At 54.1% G+C, this 17,473-nt stretch carries 11 protein-coding genes and 1 pseudogene; 7 read left to right on the top strand and 5 right to left on the bottom strand.

Going from position 1 to position 17,473, the window contains the following annotated elements; genetic code table 11:
• Positions 1–12 precede the first annotated feature (12 nt).
• Positions 13–570, bottom strand: coding sequence for an RNA polymerase sigma factor (locus tag ACFE8Q_RS26185; protein ID WP_375448411.1), 558 nt, complete (start codon positions 568–570; stop codon positions 13–15).
• A gap of 341 nt (positions 571–911) precedes the next feature.
• Complete coding sequence (locus ACFE8Q_RS26180) at positions 912–1,685, bottom strand: LytR/AlgR family response regulator transcription factor (protein ID WP_375448410.1); 774 nt, start codon at positions 1,683–1,685, stop codon at positions 912–914.
• 830 nt (positions 1,686–2,515) lie between these two features.
• Between ACFE8Q_RS26180 and ACFE8Q_RS26175 the strand changes: the two genes are divergently transcribed.
• The 3 genes from ACFE8Q_RS26175 to ACFE8Q_RS26165 all read left to right on the top strand — a co-directional run bounded on the left by ACFE8Q_RS26175 (position 2,516) and on the right by ACFE8Q_RS26165 (position 10,233).
• Entirely contained in the window at positions 2,516–2,914 is a 399-nt protein-coding gene (locus ACFE8Q_RS26175; protein ID WP_375448409.1) for a hypothetical protein, read from the top strand.
• A 316-nt stretch (positions 2,915–3,230) separates the two neighbouring features.
• Entirely contained in the window at positions 3,231–3,749 is a 519-nt protein-coding gene (locus ACFE8Q_RS26170) for a hypothetical protein (protein ID WP_375448408.1), read from the top strand.
• Positions 3,750–3,945: 196 nt separating this feature from the next.
• Positions 3,946–10,233, top strand: a complete 6,288-nt coding sequence (locus ACFE8Q_RS26165) for an SdrD B-like domain-containing protein (RefSeq protein ID WP_375448407.1) — start codon at positions 3,946–3,948, stop codon at positions 10,231–10,233.
• 979 nt (positions 10,234–11,212) lie between these two features.
• Here ACFE8Q_RS26165 and ACFE8Q_RS26160 read toward each other — a convergent pair.
• Positions 11,213–11,485 (bottom strand): multiprotein-bridging factor 1 family protein, encoded by a 273-nt coding sequence (locus ACFE8Q_RS26160; RefSeq protein WP_375448406.1) that lies wholly within the window; start codon positions 11,483–11,485, stop codon positions 11,213–11,215.
• A gap of 12 nt (positions 11,486–11,497) precedes the next feature.
• Positions 11,498–11,998 (bottom strand): hypothetical protein, encoded by a 501-nt coding sequence (locus ACFE8Q_RS26155; RefSeq protein WP_375448405.1) that lies wholly within the window; start codon positions 11,996–11,998, stop codon positions 11,498–11,500.
• A gap of 152 nt (positions 11,999–12,150) precedes the next feature.
• Here ACFE8Q_RS26155 and ACFE8Q_RS26150 point away from each other — a divergent pair, with 152 nt between their 5' ends.
• From ACFE8Q_RS26150 to ACFE8Q_RS26135, 4 genes and pseudogenes are all read left to right on the top strand, one after another.
• Complete coding sequence (locus ACFE8Q_RS26150) at positions 12,151–12,384, top strand: hypothetical protein (RefSeq protein WP_375448404.1); 234 nt, start codon at positions 12,151–12,153, stop codon at positions 12,382–12,384.
• Between the two features lie 64 nt (positions 12,385–12,448).
• The gene (locus ACFE8Q_RS26145) at positions 12,449–13,036 is read left to right on the top strand and encodes a glycoside hydrolase domain-containing protein (protein WP_375448403.1); all 588 of its coding nucleotides are present in this window, start codon (positions 12,449–12,451) and stop codon (positions 13,034–13,036) included.
• Between the two features lie 136 nt (positions 13,037–13,172).
• A pseudogene (locus ACFE8Q_RS26140) lies at positions 13,173–14,312 on the top strand (glycoside hydrolase family 92 protein).
• Between the two features lie 383 nt (positions 14,313–14,695).
• Positions 14,696–15,142: a hypothetical protein gene (locus ACFE8Q_RS26135; RefSeq protein ID WP_375448402.1), complete on the top strand. Its 447-nt coding sequence runs from the start codon at positions 14,696–14,698 to the stop codon at positions 15,140–15,142.
• A gap of 144 nt (positions 15,143–15,286) precedes the next feature.
• On the opposite strand, the gene ACFE8Q_RS26130 is transcribed toward ACFE8Q_RS26135, so the two are convergent.
• Positions 15,287–17,449: a heparinase II/III family protein gene (locus tag ACFE8Q_RS26130; protein WP_375448401.1), complete on the bottom strand. Its 2,163-nt coding sequence runs from the start codon at positions 17,447–17,449 to the stop codon at positions 15,287–15,289.
• Between the last annotated feature and the right edge of the window lie 24 nt (positions 17,450–17,473).

The following is a 17,473-nucleotide window of genomic DNA, read 5'->3' as shown; positions in this document are numbered from 1 at the left end:
CTCACCACTTGTCTAAGAGTTGGCTAACCGCTGGCAGGTAACCAGCACCTTCTTGCGAGTCCGGTTCAGACGCATTTTTACGGCGCTGGCCTTGAGGCCATATAGTTGAGTAATTTGCTCAATACTCATTCCTGCTTCATACCTGAGCTTCATCAGACGCTGCTCCTGAAGAGGAAGCAAGGTTAATGCCTGATTAATCAGGCCGAGCGGATCATCGACAATTGAGGGTGAGAAAGCCGTATTCATTATGTAGTGGCTATTAACTGACTCTAAGGGATAAAATTTTAGCCGCTGGTCCCGCCGGAGCTGAGTCAGACAATAATTAAATGAGATTGAATATAGCCAGGTTGAAAACCGGGAACGGTACTCGAAACCGCTCAATTTGTTAAAGACCAAAATAAAGATGTCATGGGTGAAATCCTGCGCCTGCTCTGCATTGCGGGTTAACGAGAAACACCGATCAAACACTTTGCCAGCGTAGCGCAGATAAAGTGCATCAAAACATCGACTGGGTTCCGAGTAAAGGTAGGCTCGGATCAGGTCTTCATCACTCAGGTTAGTGTCTATCATATAAATACCGTTGTCTACCGGGTTATAGACGGCAACCGATTGGCTAGGTAGTGCTAGCTTGCTAACCTGGCCATTCCTACCGGTGCGTCACTAAAGCGGATTAACGAGTCGAAGGTCAGCGGGGTAGGTAATAGCCGGTGGTCGATCTGCCCCTAAGCCAGTAGACGTATTGCTCAACCTTTTATCAACGCAATACGTCCGCTGGCTCCGTACCGTTTGGCAAAAAGTTAGCTAAACAGCGGAATAATTGTACTTAAAGCGGGTGTTCGCCTACCTTAATTGGCAGCGTGTCCGTATCCCCTGATCAGCCGCGGGCAGCGTAACAGCACCTACACCGTTAGCTACTCGCTGGAAGTATCAAATAGGGCAAGTAAACCCTCCAACTGAGGACGGAAAGAGATGCCAATGGGAATTTTCGTTTTGCCCAGCCATAAATTATGACGGTCATAACTGGTAATCTTACTGATGTTGATCAAATAGGACTTGTGCACCCGCATAAACAGCTGTGAGGGAAGCAGCCGGGTCAGGGCAGAAAGGCGTTCATTGACCAGGTTTATCTGATCGCCCACGTAAAGTTTGGAATAGATGCCGAAGGCCTCGGCATAATCGATGGCCTGAAAATCGAAGCGCTGTATCTTGCGGCCCATTTTCAAAAATATGGCATCCGGCTCAACCAGGGAGTTTGTCGTTTGCTGCAGTTGTAAGGCTCTGGTTATGGCAATATGCAGGCGCTCAAATGTAAATGGTTTTAACAGGTAATCGGCCGCCTTACCAATTTCATAACTCTCAATGGCATATTCTGGATAAGCGCTGATAATAATGACGGGGGGCAGGGCGACCCCTGATTTTAGCAACGCCAACCCCGATTGACTTGTTAGCTGAATGTCGAGGAAAATTAAGTCGATGGGTTTTTGATGCAAGATCTCGATAGCTGCTTCCACGGTGGTAGCTACGGCTGCCAACTGACAAAGCGCAAACTTATCGAGGTATTTCTTCAGGTACGTGACATCTGACTCAGTATCATCGATGACCAGGTACTGCTTTATTTTCATACGTAGTTGGGCAAAGGAACCAATATAAACTACAGGGTAAGGGTAAATATAGGTACTATTCACAAACTATAAAGCTACTATCTACTTATTTTATAGACATAAAGTTTTGCGTTAAAGCCGCTTAGACCCGCTGTTTATGGTAGTAAACTACTTATTAAGGGTAAGGCATACGTTTCTGACTCTTGTTCATCTGGTGAGCAGGTCATTGAATCCCGTGGAACCCCAGTCTACAGCATTATCCTTGCCACTTCATTTACTAACTAAGTAAGATCGGGCCTCAACACAGGTAGGAAACCAGTCGTTGGTAGCTCTAAAACAGCCTGTATAAGATAGCAAACTGCGCGTTGAGATAGATTTTTTTTTCTGACAGAAATACTCAATACGGTTATACGGACTAGGGTTTGGTGGCCTGATCAGTTAACGTCGTTCTACTAGCCAGTTTAAGTAGGTAAACTCCCTGTTGATGGTATAAAGGCAGCGCGTGTCTGGTTGGCCCCTAAAGTTGCCGGGCAATTTGCAAGAGGCACTCTGTGTACAGCATGACCAATGCTATGCAGCTGAAACCAGTGCTAGTACGTTTGGGCCATACTAAGTTACCGCCCCTCAACAAGTCAGAGACGGTGCCTGCCTTCCTATGACCAGACGTACCAGCCTTTATTCTTACCTATCATCGTGTAACAGTCTCGTCCGTTGCGCTTAGCTGTCTGATCGCATAAGCTTAGAAGGCTTATCCTCTACAGCTAGCTCGCTTGTTAGTACTACCTGTCACTAGCTGCTACCAAAGCTATATCTCCGGTAGCGGCGATGGCAAGAACCAGCGGCTACTCACTAACTGCCCTGTTTATGGGCTTGCTTATGCTTAACCCTTAACTTAGTTAACCCAGATACAACTCTTGGCTAGACCGTTTAAAATTACGCCTTTGACGGCTCCCGGTTACTGGCTCGATGCCATTGACCCGCCAGCCCATACGCCCCAGCAAAAGGGACTATCGGCTGGTCGATCCACTGTCAATGACGCTACGTTCAGGCATCCGCGTGACTGGGGCGACGATCCAGAAAGCCTAACTCATTGGGAAAGTTATGTGGTCCCTTATCCCGACTTACTCCAGAGCGAAACGGCACCGTCCTCCATATGTACGTCAGACCATCAACGGATAGAACGGCTGAACCCCGACGCCGCGGCTACCACCCCAATGGGCCGATTATGGCTGCGCCTATTGCGCTTGGGATGCGGCCTGGAGGTACAGGCCACCGAGCCCCTTTTCTTTACCGATACGTACCCATTTCGCTAATGTACCTGACGTCATCTGCCTTACTTGCCACTTTTTCTTTCAACCAATCCCTGTGCTCGACACGGACAAACCACATGACAACCTGTTCGGTGGTCCGGCCTTCCGACTGATCCGCTCAGTCGTCCTGATCGGTGCCTTGCCAGACGGCCTGTGCGCGCAAGTACAGCTTGGCCGGATGCGGGCATCAACCCATGCGAGGAAACCTGCCTTTCCCAACACCTTCGCAAGCGTTACGAGGCATCGGGGAAGGTCCAGTAAGTAGTCTGGGAACACTGATCAACATTCATTTAACAGAGATTTTCTAATTCTTTTCCTTATGCGTATCGAACAACTACTTTACCCCATTGAAGCGTACCTCAATAGCCGGGCGGCCATTCTGCGTGCCTTAGACAAACGGGCGTTAACCTGCTCGGAACTAGGGGATATGTTACTGGTCAAGTACAGTGTACTTGCTCGCCGTCGGCAGAATGCGGCGCACTGGCGGCCCGATGAGTTAGGTAAAGTAGCCCAGACATTAAGACTCCCTGCTGAAGGAATCGTTGGTTTGCAAACGGTGGCGCTTCGGCTGATGAGCCTGCCCGATGGCGTCCGGAGCCGCTTGCTGAAAGATGCGCGGCTCAGTTCGCGCAAGTTGCAGGTTCGGTTGCAGGATTATACCTTCTGGCAGTATGATGAGTTGGAACAACTGGCCAGCACCTGTCGTAAATGGCAGGACACCAAACGACTTGATATCCTACTGGCTTGTTCCAATCGACTCGTTAGTGACCCCTTGTTGGGGAACGGTTCGAGCAGTGCGTGTCAACCGGTTGACACAGCTGATTTGCGCACGTGCTGAAACACAGGTAGGTTCTGGCAGGTATCGCCTCCAACGAAGCCAGTATGCTTTCGACCTGGCCCAACCGCTTCACGTCGACGTACAACGCCGTAGGTAACTAGAGCAGGCCGCCAAGCGCTTAAGAAAATTAATGCTGCCTGCGCCTGGCTTACAGGACTCTATACATACACTTCGCTTCCCTTCTCACTTGACCCTAATGACTACACTTTATATTCATATCTATGCTGCTTTCACCTGTTGGCTCGAATACGTGCGCAGGGGTTTGCAGGAAGATTGCTGCGCTGAAACCATTCGCTGGCGGAGTACGTCGCCCTCACTTGCCGTAGCCAAGTCTACCAGCACACGGATACACAGGCGCCAACTCACGCTGTCCGGTATAATCGGTATAGTCTGCCTACTGCTACCATCGCTGGCGCAGGCTCAGTGTAGCTTAACCGTTACGCCGAAGGTTTCAGGCTGTTACTCGATTAGCGGAGTTAGCAAAGCCACCGTAAGCGTGGAGGTAGCCTGGACCAATGCGCCCGCCGGTCAGTATATAGTGGTCACCACGGGAACGCAAAGCCGAACGATCACACCGGGTCTTGTTACCATTACCTATCCACAGGTAGTGGGTACACTTACCGGTCAGACGACGATTGTATCGCCCCAAGTAGTCGCCTTTGAAATTGACGCCAATAGTACTGCCAGTACAATTGTTGCCCGGTTTAATGCAACCACGAGTTGCCAGGCTACTCACTCGTTTACTGCCCCGGCTCCCTGCTTACCAACGGCTTGTTCGGGGACGGGGTTAGGCGGGATGCTCTTCAGCGATTTTAACGACAATGGCAGTCAAGAAGTGGGCGAGACGGCCGGGATACCAGGAGCTACCGTGCAAGCCATCGCCTGTGATGGTACGGTTTATTCGACCGTTACCGACCCGTATGGCCGCTATACGCTACCGGTACCTACGGGAAAGTATCCGGTTCGGGTCGAGTTCACTAGCATTCCAACCGTCTACAACCCGGGGGTAAATGGAGCCGACTCACGAACGTCTGTTCAGTTTGTTCAGGCCCCCGCTTGCGACATTAACCTAGGCGTTAGTAATCCAGCCGATTACTGCTCCAACACGCCCGACGTGTTTGTGCCCTGCTATGTCTATGGTGATCCATTGATTGCGGGAAGCTCGTCGGCCAACTCAGCGGCGCTAGTCAGTATTCCGTACGGGGTCTCTTCGATGACCTTTCAAGGTGAAAAGGAGCTGGCACTGGCCAGTAAAATTGGTACTGTCTGGGGATCCGCTTACAATAAGTTAACGAAACGACTGTTTCTGAGCGCTGTATTGAAACGCCATGCTGGTCTGGGGCCCGCTGGCCTGGGAGGGCTATACGTTACCGATTACACCAATCCATCAGCCCCGGTTACCAGTACGTTTTTGAGCGTCTCGACCATCGGCATCAACGTGGGTAGCATCGCCAGTAATGCGGCTCGTGGGTTACTGGGTGACAAAACCCTGGCTAGCCGCGATGCCCAGTCCTTCAGCGTGACGGCGAAAGTGGGCATCGGCGATCTGGAGATCTCCGAAGACGGCAACAAACTGTGGCTGATGAACCTGAGTGATAAGAAGCTGTATTCAATCGATATTACGCAGTATAATCTAGACGGAGTAACTAAACCCACGGCCGCTAACGTGAGCGCTTACGTCGTACCGTCCAGTTGTGTGGATGGTCAATTTAGACCCTGGGCCCTAAAAGTGTATAACGGGAAAGTGTACGTGGGTGGTGTCTGCGATGCCCAGGTGTCGGGTGATAAATCGGACCTGCGGGCGTCGGTCTATGAACTGAACGGCTCGACGTTTACCCAGATTTTCGACTTTCCACTTACTTACCCTAAAGGTTATCCGGCCGCCGCCAACCGGAATATAACGGGCTGGTTCCCCTGGACAGATACGTTTAACGACCTCTTGGATGGCTCCAGTACCACGCTGCGCCACCCCGTTCCAATCTTTACCGATATTGAATTTGATATCGATGGCTCGATGGTGCTGGCTTTTGGCGACCGGACTGGCTTTCAGGGCGGCGATCAGAACTACCGGCCCGACGGCACCAGTTCTACGCTGTACGAAACCAACTCGCAGGCGGGCGATATCCTGCGTGCCTACTACTCGAACGGCACCTTTGTACTGGAGAACAATGCCAAAGCGGGCCCTACTACCGGGTATGGCGCTAAAAATGCACAAGGCCCCGGTTTTGGCGAGTTTTATAACGATAACTGGATTCAAGAAGGGGGTACCAACGTCATTTACCACGCCGAAGAGATCATGGGTGGGCTGGCCTTAAAGCCGGGCACCGGAGAGGTCGTCGTGACAGTCATTGACCCATTGGACGCGCATCCGTTTGCCGGTGGGGTTCGGTACATGAACAACACGACAGGTAAGGTCACCGGAGCCTATTCGGTCTACATTACCCGCGAACCGGGAGGTACCCAAACCCCAGGAACGTTCGCTAAAGCGACCGGGCTGGGCGATATAGAGCTTAGTTGTAACACGATCACCCTACTTGAGATCGGAAGCCGGGTGTGGCGGGATGACGATCTGGATGGAATACAGGATGCCTGTGAGCCCCCGCTGGCTGGTATCAGGGTATCCCTCTACAACAATGGCACACTGATTGCCACGACGACGACGACAGCCGAGGGCGAATATTTCTTTACGAATAACCCCGTCAGCAGTTCAGTTACCGGTGTGGCTTCCAGCACCGCTATCAAGCCGGGAACGGCATACCAGCTCGTGTTCGGTACCAATCAGTTTGCCAATAACAAACTAACGCTCAACGGGAATCAGTACGGACTAACGCAGGCTAACAGCACCACCGCGACGGCTAACGACCTTAACGACTCGGACGCCATCCTGGCTACCGTAGCGGGCATCACGGCTCCTGTCATAAGCCTGACTACCGGGGACGTTGGTATAGCCAATCACACTTATGACGTTGGATTCTACCAGCTGGCCCGTTTGGGTGATTATGTATTTGAGGATGTGAACGCTAACGGGCAGCAGGATGCAGGCATTGACAAGCCGATCGCGGGCGTAGTGGTCACGCTGATGAGTAACGGGACGGTGGTGGCCACGACGACAACAAACGGATCGGGGCTCTACAGTTTCACCGGCCTGACACCGGGCAAGCCCTACTCGGTCAGTTTCACGGCCCCAGGCGGCTTTTCGGCTACCTTTCAGAATACGGGGAACGACGTGACGGATTCAGACGGCAACCTAGCTACCGGCCTGACAAGCGTCTACAGCCTGACGGCCGGAGAAAATAATCCTACTGTCGACATGGGCTATTATAAACCTGCCAGCTTGGGCGATTACGTATTTGCCGATACGAACCGAAATGGACAGCAGGACGCGGGTGACACACCGATTGCGGGCGTCGTGGTTACGCTGATGAGTAACGGGACGGTGGTGGCCACGACGACGACAAACGGATCAGGACTTTATAGCTTCACGGGCCTGACACCGGGTAAACCTTACTCGGTCAGTTTCACCACGCCGACCGGCTATACCGCAACTACTCCCAACACGGGTAATGATGCCACTGACAGTGATCCCGTCAATGGCCTTTCTGCTCCCGTGACACTCACTTCGGGCGAGAATAATACGACGCTTGATGCAGGCTTCTTTACCTGTCCCTCCGTCAACGTCCTGCTGACGGCGACGCCTGCCATCTGTGTTGGCCAATCAGCTACGCTGGTGGCCAGTGGAGCCAGCACCTACGCATTTTCGACGACTGGAGCCACGGGCAGCACCGTGGTGGTGTACCCTGTAACCACCACGATCTACTCCGTGAGTGGGGTCAACAGTTTTGGCTGTACGGGTGTCGCCAGCGCGACCGTAACGGTCGATCCCTTGCCCGTAGCTACGCTGAGTTCAGCTACGATCTGCACGGGTGGATCAGCTACCCTGGTCGCTACCGGTGGCAGTTTCTACCGCTTCTCCACGGGTGGAGCCGCTTCGGCAACCACTGCAGTGCCTGTCAGCCCATCCACGACTACGCCTTATAGCGTTACGGTAACCAGCGCCAGCGGCTGCTCAGCAATGGCAACAGCGACGGTACGTGTTAATCCGCTGCCAACTGCCACGCTGAGTTCGGCCACCCTCTGCGCCGGTCAGGCTACTACCCTTACCGCGTCGGGGGGGAGTTTTTACCGCTTTTCAACGGGGGAGCCAGCCAGTGGGAGTTCGACCCTTTTGGTTAGGCCTACAAGCACAACGACCTACACGGTAACGGTTACCAACGGCAGTGGCTGTTCAGCCACAGCGGTGAGCACTGTCACTGTCAATCCGTCGCCAACGGCTACACTCAGTTCAGCTACGGTTTGCCCAGGGCAAACGGCTACGCTCGTAGCGGGTGGAGGCCAACTTTATCAGTTTGCCCCCGGCGCGGCGGCAGGTACCGGTAATACGCTGGTTGTGGCGCCATTGATGACCACTCCCTATACCGTAACGGTCACTAACGCTAGCGGTTGTACCGCACTGGCAACGGGAACACTGGTCGTGACCACCCAGCCGGTAGCTACCTTTAGTTCAGCTACTATCTGCACCGGTCAAACCGCAACGCTTACGGCCGGAGGCGGAAGCACCTACCAATTTGCCGCCGGTGATCTTCCCAGCCCCATAGCGACACGGGTTGTCAGCCCAACTGCCACGACGACCTACACCGTCACGGCTATTGCGGGTAGTGGTTGCGTAGGAGTAGCCACGGCCACCGTCACCGTCAATCCGTTGCCCGCCATCACGCTGAGTTCGGCCACTCTCTGCGCCGGTGGGTCGGCGACACTTACGGCCAGCGGAGCCAGCACGTATTACTTCTCGACAGGTAATGCTACTGGAAACACCGTGGTCGTACAGCCCACGGCTAGCACAACCTACTCCGTGACCGGTATAACTAGTTCGGGGTGTTGGTCAACAGCCACGGCTACGGTGGGAGTCAATCCCCAATCCGTCCTATCGGTGATCGGCACAAACTGCAACGGAACCACTACGTATACGGTCAATTTCACGGCTACTGCCGGCTCCCTCATTAACACTAGTGCGGGGACACTACGTGGTAACCAGGTACTTAATGTTCCGTCAGCTGCTAGCCTGACACTGACGGCCGGTATGGGCTCCTGCATAGCCACGGTGACAGTAAGCCGCGACTGTGCCAGCAATATCGCTGGTCTGGGTGACTATGTGTTCCTGGATGCCAACCAGGACGGTATTCAGAACGCAGGGGATACACCTATACGGGGCGTTCTGGTTGCCTTATACACCAATAGCGTGCTGTCTGCTACTACCACGACCAATGCCAGTGGATTCTACAGCTTCACCGGTCTGACACCGGGTAATAGCCTGAGTTACTCGGTTGGCTTTTCCAGACCAACCGGGTATACGGCTACCGGTGCTAACCAGGGAACGGATGACTCCACCGACAGTGACGCCAGCCCCCTGACGGGACGTACCCAGGCGGTAACGCTAGCGGCGGGCGAGTTTAACGCCACGCTGGATGCAGGCTATTTTCCGCTACGGCCAAACCTGTCGATCACCAAACGAGTGACTGCCTCCAGGGCAGAGATTGGCGACCTGCTCACTTACACGCTCCTGCTCAGCAATACAGGCGAGGTGCCTGCCCCGATGGTTACCGTCCGTGATTCGGCAGCAGCCGGGTTGACGTACCTGACGGGTTCGGCTACTGCCCCAATTGGGTCAACTTTTACGCCCGGAGCGCCCGTCAGCCTTTGGACAGTCGGGTTACTCAGTGCCGGGCAAAGCGTGAGTATGACCTACCAGACGGAGGTAAACAAGGCAGGCATTCTGTACAACACCGCAACCGTTTCCGGTGAAACAGCGCAGGCCTGCACTACTGTACCCATCCATATCTGCGAAGGCCAGCCTTTTCAGTTCGATCTGACGGCTCCTGGCAGCGCCGAAACTTACCAGTGGAGTAGAAACGGCCAGCCAATTGCAGGAGCGACCAGTCGGGTCTACAGCGTGACATCGGTAGGCGAGTACACGGTAGCTACCCTTCGTAGTAGTGCTTGCCCCGACGGCTCATGCTGCCCGTTTATTGTGGTCGCTGATCCGGCGCCCAGCTTGACGGCACTGGCCATAGGGGCTTCCTGCGTTGGCTCTCAGCCACAGGCCAATGCCAAGATCACACTGATCAGCTCTAGTTCTTCAGCCGTCAGCTATAACATCGCCAGAGGAGCTAATTTTTCTACTACCACGTCCGTGTTCAGCACGCTCCAACCCTTATCCGCCGTGGTAAGCGGCGTCTTGTTGGACAATGAGCCCAATCCCGCTCAGGCGGCTGGCAGCAGCTACACCATTCGGGTCTACGCCACAACGGGCTGTTACAATGACGTAGTAGTGGTGATCCCACCATCGCTTTGTACCTGCCCGGCTACACCCTGTGTTCCCTTCGTCATAAAGAAAACGAAAACGGGCGGCAAGTTAATCGCGCCGTAACGTGGGCAGTTCATTCATCCTGCGGACAGGAACGCTGATAACGTTTTCTGTCCGCAGGATGAATGAACTGCCCGAGTGTTTCAGGTTTGGTTAGTAGTTGCCCACAAAGCTGCTACGAAGTGGAGCCGAACGGTAGTACCTTGCTGCAATCGACTGACAACCTGCAAAGATCCCTTCTGACGAGCCAGTGAGTCCTAATAAAGCTGATCGAGGTTATACAGAATAACTCGGCCAAAATTCGGGTCAATTCTTTGGCTACCTTCCGCTGCGGTTTGATTGACATTGACCAGTCAGACAACTCTATAGAACATCTGGCGAAGTACGCTGGTAGGCCGGCCTACCACCTACGTAGAAATCATCCGGCTGGTAAGGTGCAAAATGAATGGTTGTTTATTCGATCAATTCTTCCCGTGTATGTCCGCTGTTGGGATTGAAAAATAATGTATTAACCACATTTGTTAATTTCTGGGCTATTTCCGCACCTGTGTCAGGATCAAATGCCAGGGACGTAATTTTTAAATACGGTGTGGTAGATAACTTATTACACTGACAAATCTGTTGTACTCTCTACTAAACAGACATTGTAAAAAAACTCGTTGATGCATACGGTTTGCAGCGCCTTTGTCTTACCTCTAAGCCATAGTAGAAAATTTACGGAATGAACAGAGCGTCGCGATTAGTAAGAGTAAGGCATATACTGAAAATTTACAAATTGGCTGTTCGTTTCTTCAGTTTGCACTAGATCACCAATAAACCCGTACTTGGAGAGGTGCAGCAGATTACACAAAAACCAGGGTTCAGATTCCACTTAAGCGGCTTTTTTTAACAGGTGATTTCGTCAGCCCAGCGAAATTTGGACGTTTCAGGACGATTTTGACCACTCTTTGTGGGGCGTGTCCTGCTACAATCAGTCGATGTTTTGGCACACTAATCCCAGCAAATTATCCCCCTTGGTTTTGCTCGTCAACAACCAGTTGGCCTATGCCAAGATTGATTGCCCAGGTACCGTTAATATGTCTTCGCCTAAGGCTTCCTCGATGCGAATGATGGTCTTCAGTTCTAAGTTGTGGGTGCCACTGAGCCACTTACTAATCTCGGATTCAGATTTGCGTAAGGCTAGGGCCAGATCTTTCTGACTCATGCCTTTTTGCTGGAGTACGGCATGAATCCGATCCGCTACATCCAACATCTTGCGGACCGAACGACGGGTTTCTGCTGAGGTTCGGGCTGAGATACGATCAAAAGCGTCCATAGAGTAATAGGGTTAATCTAGTAGTTCAATTTGGTCGATAGCTACAATTTCTTGCCCCATCAGTTGTAATTCGCCCGACCCAATGAGTTCGATGAGTTGCTGAGCCATTTTATTGGCAAAGCGAAAATGGGTTAGTAGGTCAGGGCTATCCTGTACAGTGCGTCCTGTTTTTAGACTCCCATTAGCCAGAATGACCACGTGGTCCGACAGCCGCACACAATACAGTCGCAACCGACAATAGTCGTCGCCTAACTCAGCCATGATTCGGGCCGGTGGGGGCAAAGCGTTGGCGTCATTCTCAAAGCGGAAGTAGTGAGCTTTAGCACCCCGCCGCTGGCCAATCTCGCTGATCCAAGAAACCAACAAGTCGAGATCCAGTGCCACCGACTGATTCGCCTCAAAACGCGCGAAGAACGAATCGGCTTCGGATTGTGCTCGCCCCTCCACCCAGAAGGTATAGTAGGTTACTTTCTCAAACGCTTTGAAGCGGTGAATCGTTACAAAATTCTTCACTTTTAAGTTAAGTAGAGGCCAAAGGTAATTTGCCTATCGACGTTTACAAAATTGATGAACGTGATTTGCTAAGGCTTGTCCTGAAATAAACACTATTTTTACTGCTGCTTCTACCCCTCACCTACCGGGCGCAACCCGTTCCCAAGCCGGTTATGTATCCCGTTCAGTACGTGAATCCGCTCATCGGTACAGCCCCAGCGACCACCCCCTCGGCGCGGCAACACAGCGAAGCAGGCAGCGAACAAAAAGGACAGATTGTAACCGCCATCGGGGTGCCACACGGCATGACCACCTGGACGCCCCAAACCCAACTGACCGAAACCAAATGCATTGCCCCGTACTATTACACCGACAAACGCATCAACGGCTTTCGCGGGACGCACTAGCTCAACGGCGGGTGTATGCAGGATTACGGGACGGTCAGCCTGATGCCGTTCGCGGGCGTTGTCGGTGTTTTCGCACGAAACCGAAACCGTCACACCAGCTTATTATGCGGTACAACTGCCAGACTACAGGATGAGAACCGAACTGACGGGTACGGCGCGGGCGGGGTTGCTGCGGTTCACCTTTGGGCGCGGGGGCGAAAGTGCGGTATTCATTCAGCCCAACAGCGACGCAGGCGAAGCATACCTCAAAATTCACCCGGAGCGCAATGAAGTAGTTGGCTATAATCCCGTACACCGCATCTACCAGGGAGCCGGTCAGCGGGCCGGGTTCAGTGGCTACTTCGTCGTGCAGTTCGATACGCCGATGGTCCGGCCGGGGATGTGGCAGAACGGTGTGGTGTCGCCAGAGCAACTGCGGTTTCGGGGCAGCGGAGTCCGGCAGGCAGTGGCGGCTTTGGTGCGGTTCAACACCCGGCCGGGGCAGGTGGTAACAGCCCGCGTGGGTACGTCCTTTACCGATGAGGCCGGTGCCCGGCGCAACCTTGTCAAAGAACTGCCCGGCTGGGATCTGGGCCGGGTGCGGCTGGCAGCGGAACGAGCTTGGAACCGTGAGTTGAGCCGACTAACGGTAACGGGTACGGAGGCCGGATAAGGTGAAGTTTTACACTGCCCTCTACCATACCAAACAAACGCCTCGGATGTAGACGGCCGCTACCCTGGTTTTGGCGACGACAGCCTTATTCACCGGGCGGGGGGCTTTGCTTATTACTGGGATTACAGCATGTGGGATGTTTTCGGGCAGCCATACCCCTGCACGTCCTTCTGGAGCCGACGCGGTCGGGCCACCCGATGCAGTCGCTGGTGAAAAAAGCGGAGCAGGGCGGCTGGCTGCCGATTTTCCCCTGTGGAACCACTACACGGCGGCCATGATCGGCGACCACGCCCTGTCGGTCTTTGCCGACGCTTACGGGAAGGGTATCCGTAACTTCGACGCGGCAACGGCCTACCGCTACGCCCGCCGGAATGCCTTCGTGCCCAACCCCAACCCCAAGAGTTGCGCGGCCGGGCAGGGTCGGCGGGCACTGGCGGGTTATGACAGGTACAGTTACGTGCCGCTGGAAGATTCGGTCTGGCAGGCGTTTCACAAACGGGAGCAGACCTCCCGCACCCTTGAATACGCCTACGACGATTTTTGTATGGCTCAATTGGCGCACGGATTGGGGCATCCCGATGATAAAGCCCTACTGCGCCGACGGGCACTCAACTACCGAAACGTGATCGATTCAGTGAGCGGCTGGGCGCGGGGCCAGTACGCCAATAGCCGGTGGTCAGTACCGTCGGCACCGTTTGCTGGACGGGCGTCATTCATTACCGAAGGCTCTCCAGCGCAGTACACCTGGTTTGTGCCCCACGATGTACCCGGCTTGATTGCCCGGCTCAGTGGGCGAGACCGCTTCCTGACCAAATTGGATACTATGTTTGATCAGGGCCGCTACTGGCACGGCAACGAACCGGGTCATCACACGGCCTATCTGTACGCCTTTGCCGGTCAGCCTCACAAAACCCAGCGGTGGGTGCGGTACCTGATCGACAGCGAGTACGATACCGGGCCGGGCGGGTTGTCGGGTAATGAACATGGGGGGAATCTGTCAGCCTGGTTAGTGTTCAGCATGGCGGGGTTGTATCCGGTATGTCCTGGTTGACCCGGATATATGCTAGGCAGTCCGGCGTTCAGCCGACTTGCGTTCAGGCTCGAAAACGGACGGACGTTTCGCATTGATGCGCCGGGCAACTCCGCCCGAGACATTTACATTCAGTCGGCCACGTTAAAAGGAAAGCCCTTCACCCGGTCGTCTTTAACCCACGCTCAGCTGCTAAACGGGGGGACGCTACGGCTGACGATGGGCGCCCATCCTAACCCGGCCTAGGGTAACCAGATCACAGAACTATCTGGAAAACCGGAACCCGCCCGCGTGAACAGATTGGTTGGTAGGACGAAATCAGTTAGTCATGCAGTACAGTTTCTACCTGACTGATGTTGCACAGCCTTAGCTAACAGGGTAGATTGACTTTTGATTCTATTGAGTTCACCCATCGCCAACCTAGACGCATTCAGCATCAGTAACGTCTTGAAGCGATCCAGCCGTTGGCCTGTACGATCACTTCAGGCCGTTTGTACAACTTCTCATCAGGGTAGTGGTTATCACTTTAATGAGTAGCCATTGCGGTACTTTTCCTCGCAAGCTTCAACAACGTAACCAAGCAACAGGCAACTCCTGAACAGTAATACCAACATGATGAGTTATCGACCATGCCGTATCTAAAAATTACATCCCTGGCACTTGATCCCGACGCAAATGCGGAAATAGCCCGGCGGTTAACGAATGCAGTGAATACGCTACTTTATAATCCAAAGGGTGGACACACGCGGGAAGAATTGATGGAACGAACAACCGTTCATTTTGTGCCATACCAGCCATACGACTTCTACATCGGAGGTAGGCCAGCTCCCCAGCGCGATGCGCCAGATGTGACTGTAGAATTGTCTGACTGGTCAATGTCCGTGAAGCAGCAACGCAGGGTCGCTACAGCGTTAACGCCCATTCTGGCTGAGCTATTCCAGGTAGGTCCCGATCAGATCGAGTCAATCAACATCCGCTTTCATTCTTACCCACCTACAGATTTTGCGGTCGGTGGTCGCCTGCTATCGGACTTAATACCCTTTGTGGCTAAGGTTGCCAAGCGCCTGCTCGGATAAGAAACAGGATCAATCAACTATCCCAGGGACTGACGGTTTGGGTAGACTAGGCCAGACCAAACGGGTTGTGCCCAGGCCGACAGCATCAGTAAAACAGCCCGATGAACACACGAAACGACATCGGCATGGGGGGTTGGCTTGTAATCAGCGTAATTGAATTGACTGTTCACCTGGCGGCACAAACACCGTGACGGAACCGGCTTTCTGCGCTCGAACCACCGTGTTGGTGAGCCGGATTTGTTGCAGGCCCGGCGCGAAGAACGTTACCATCGTACCGGGAGAAAGCAGGCTACCACGACCGTTTTTCAGAAACAGGCTGATGGGTTTTGCGGATCGGAATCCGGCTGGTTTGCCCCTACTGGTTGAAAAGTGTGTTCCCTGGCGAACAAAATAAAACAGCAGCCTGCCAGCCCGTAGCCGGTATACCGCACTCGTTGCCTGCATCATTACCGACCCTACACGAACAGCTTTGTTGGCCGACGAAGCCAGCACCACATCGCGGATTGTGGGCGAAAGGTCAACGGCTACGCCCGTGTAAGCGGGGTCGGTCAGCCGGGCAAACCGGGCTTCGGCGTGCTGGCTGTCGTGGGGAAACAAAACGGTGATGATGGCCTTAGGGCTGGTCGTATCAGCCCGGTAGTTGGCCTGCAACGCTTCGCCGACTACACTTTCACCCCAACCGGCCAACGCGCCGGGCCGGAGCGAGGCCCCGGCATCGGGTTCGGTGCCCAGAAATACAGTCAGGTACGTTGGGGTACGTTTCCGGCGCTGAATGGCCCAGGTGTAATGTCCCGGCCCAAGTCCGGCCTGCGCAACCGTTGCCATCGGATGCCAGTTCACATTGATAACTGCACCGCACTGGGCCGTCGTAACCACATCGAGCAGGGCAAAATATCCGTTCTGCCCATCCTGCGGGGGGATGAACATCAAATGGCGGTCGTGGGTGGCCGTACCGCCAAAGGCCCGCTTTGCCTGTGCGCTGACGTAGTTGAAGTCCGGGTTCAGCAGGGCTTCAACTACGCCCTCACCAGCCACATCAGCGTGATTTTGCCCGTCAATCGTCACCGTATTGCTGGCTGAACTGTTGTTGCGCAGATAATTAAAATTGAACCCGCCGTAGCCATTGCCATACCCATTATAACCCGAATTGACCAGCAGCGTTTCGCCGTACCCCGCGATATAAAGGCTGTTGACGTCGCGGTGACGGTGGGCACCCATCAGGGCATCGGGGGCGGGGTTGTTTTCCCAGAACACCGCGCCACCGTCGCGCCAGTACTGACTCGTCGGGATGATGGGCGAGGGCGGCGGTTGCCGGGTAATGCAGTAGCTCAGCAGGTCGCCGGGCGGGGGCGGGTGATGCGGTAGGGTCAGGCGGTGAGCGACTAGTGCCCCGGCTCGTCTTGAAAAATTTGTGGCCCCAAACGGAGCGGACACTGGCAGCAACGAATCAAAATAACGGCCGTGTCCCGCGTCGCCGAACGTAACGATCTGGTTGAATGGATTCAGCGTGAAAGTGTACAGCCACTCGTAAAACCGCTGTAATACCGGCGAGTCATAATAATGTGGATCAGTCCCACTACATTCAGCGACGTGCATGAAGCCGAATTTTGCCGTGCGTTCGCCCCCCAGCCGACCGTGCGGATACTCGGTACCGTCCAGATACACCCCATCAGGGCTAAAATAACTGAACAGCCGTTCGCGGTATTGGCGGAGATCAGTTGCTTGGCGGGCCGTATCGTTGGTATATACCGACCAGAGGGCACGTACCCCGTAGTCGGCTAAATCCCAGCTAGATGTGCTTTCCCGAAACCAGCTGGCAACCGGGGCCAGTCGGCGTTCGGCGTGTTGGCGTTCGGCTTCGGTCAGGTCGGGATATAGTAGATCTAAGGCCAGCACCGAGTTGAAAAACGCGCTCGACGGCGGCACCTTGTACCCCCATTTATTGCCAGCCGCACCAATGCCTTTTTTCAGGGTGGCCAGATAGCCATCCCAGTGGTCAACGGTTTGGAGCAATACCCGCTTGTACTCGGCTTGCCGGTCAGGGTCGAGGATATACAGCAGCGCGGATGCGCCGGTTATGTCCCGCAGGGCGTACCCCTGCGCCATCACGTCGCGGGTCGAATCGTAGGCTGTTTGCGCATAGATCGTTTGCGCCGACGCTTTCATCTGGCGCCAGGGCGATTGCGTTGCCCGTTGGCGTAAGACAGGCAGGCTGTCGGTTCGGGTAATCAGAAACGGATGCGACAGGGACTGCCCCAGTACATTGCCGACGATGAGCCAACTCAGCATCAATACGCGAAGACCCATAGTGTCCATCCGTTTGCTAGTTAT

The organism is uncultured Fibrella sp. (assembly GCF_964250085.1).
Lineage (GTDB): Bacteria > Bacteroidota > Bacteroidia > Cytophagales > Spirosomataceae > Fibrella.
This window is presented reverse-complemented; position numbering and strand designations above follow the sequence as displayed.